2 protein-coding genes are annotated in these 1712 nt (G+C 52.2%); both read right to left on the bottom strand.

The window, feature by feature from the left end:
- Positions 1–871: ATP-binding cassette domain-containing protein (locus tag AC9UEO_RS13575; RefSeq protein WP_509534589.1), on the bottom strand; the 871-nt coding region annotated here is incomplete at its 3' end.
- Between the two features lies 1 nt (position 872).
- On the bottom strand, positions 873–1712 hold an 840-nt coding region (locus AC9UEO_RS13580), incomplete at its 5' end, for an EF-Tu/IF-2/RF-3 family GTPase (protein WP_509534592.1).

Raw genomic sequence — 1712 nt, forward strand, 5'->3', positions numbered from 1 at the left:
GCCATGTGAAACCAACACCTTGCATTTCAATTCCCTTTGAACCGAGCCGCTTGCTGCCAAGGTCTAATCCCAATTCACCTTGGCGCGCTGGGCCATCTGGCTTGTTCGCAATCAGTGCTTCAGCAGCTGCAATACGTGCCTTTGGTTTTGCAGTTCGCGCTGGTGCACCACGGCGCAACCATGCGAGCTCTTTCTTTGCAGCGTTCTTACGTACTTGTTCTGCCGTTGCGGAATTCTCTTCACGTTCTGCACGAGCTGCCAAATACGCCGCATACCCAGACCCTGCATTTTCACCTGCAGGAATATGCAAGTACGCATGTCCGCGATCAATCTCAAGCACTCGGTTAGTTACTCGGTCTAGAACATGTCGGTCGTGCGTAACAATCGCGAGTCCACCTGGGAAACGCGCGAGCGTCTCTTCAAGGAATCCGATCGCATCAAGATCCAAGTGGTTTGTCGGCTCGTCAAGAATCAGACAATCCCATTCACCAGCAAGAAGTCGTGCCAATGCAACGCGCTTTAACTGTCCGCCAGATAGTTCACGCGTATCTGCTTCCACCATGTCGCCCATGCCGAGTTTGTCCAGCATTGCTTCGCCTTGCCAGCCACCGCCCACTGCATCACGCACGGTTCCCTCTGGCAACACGGGCAACTGTGGCAACACACCAATACGCGCTCCACGACCAGTGCGCACAACACCAGCATCAGGGCGTAGTTCGCCAGACAAAATACGAAACAGCGTGCTCTTGCCACAGCCATTAAGACCAACAACACCCAAACGGTCGCCAGTGCTCAACGTGATGGAGACATCTTCAAACAACGGGCGACCAGGACGAGACGCCTTGAGCCCTTCAGCATCAATCAGAATCATGTCAGTCCCGACTGCCCGCAAGAATTGGAATCAATGTAAGCGCTGGCTCGTCTGCTTCAAGACGTTGCAGCCTGTATTTGCTTTGGAACAGTGCAACAAGTTCGCCATCGCTACGACGCAAGATACGAATGCCGCCAATTTCACGTAGTCGTGGAATTGATTCTTTGTCGGTAACGCGAATCGCCTGATAATCAGCGTTCAAAATCTCGGCTGGTGCGTTGAATTCATGCTGCAAACGATGAGCCAATACTTCAAACTGCAATTGACCAACGGCCGCAAGCACAGGGTCGGCATCGCCCATGTCTGGGTCGCGCAATACCTGTACAACACCTTCTTCATCAAGCTGTTGCATGCCACGACGGAACTGTTTGAACTTCGATGAATCAAGTGGGCGAGCAGTGGCGAACACTTCGGGTGCGAATCGTGGAAGTGCAGGGAAGGAAACAGCTTTTCCTGCATGCAACGTGTCGCCAATTTGTAAACCAGATGTGTTGATCAGGCCAATCACATCGCCGGGGTATGCCTCTTCAATTGTTTCGCGTTCTGAACCAAATGCAGTGTTGGCATATTTTGTTCCTACGTTCTTTGCGGTGCGTGCGCAATCAACCTCCATGCCACGTTCAAACTTGCCTGAACAAATTCGTGCAAATGCAATGCGGTCACGGTGGTTCGGATCCATGTTGGCTTGAATCTTGAAGATAAATGCAGCAAAGTCTGCTTCCAGTGGGCGAGGGTCGCCGTCAACGTCTTTACGTGGTGCAGGAGCCGGTACAAGATCGACAACTGCGTCGAGAAGCATTTGCACACCAAAGTTGGTGATTGCAGAACCCACAAATACGGG

This window comes from Limnohabitans sp., assembly GCF_040401495.1.
Taxonomy (GTDB): Bacteria; Pseudomonadota; Gammaproteobacteria; order Burkholderiales; family Burkholderiaceae_C; genus Limnohabitans.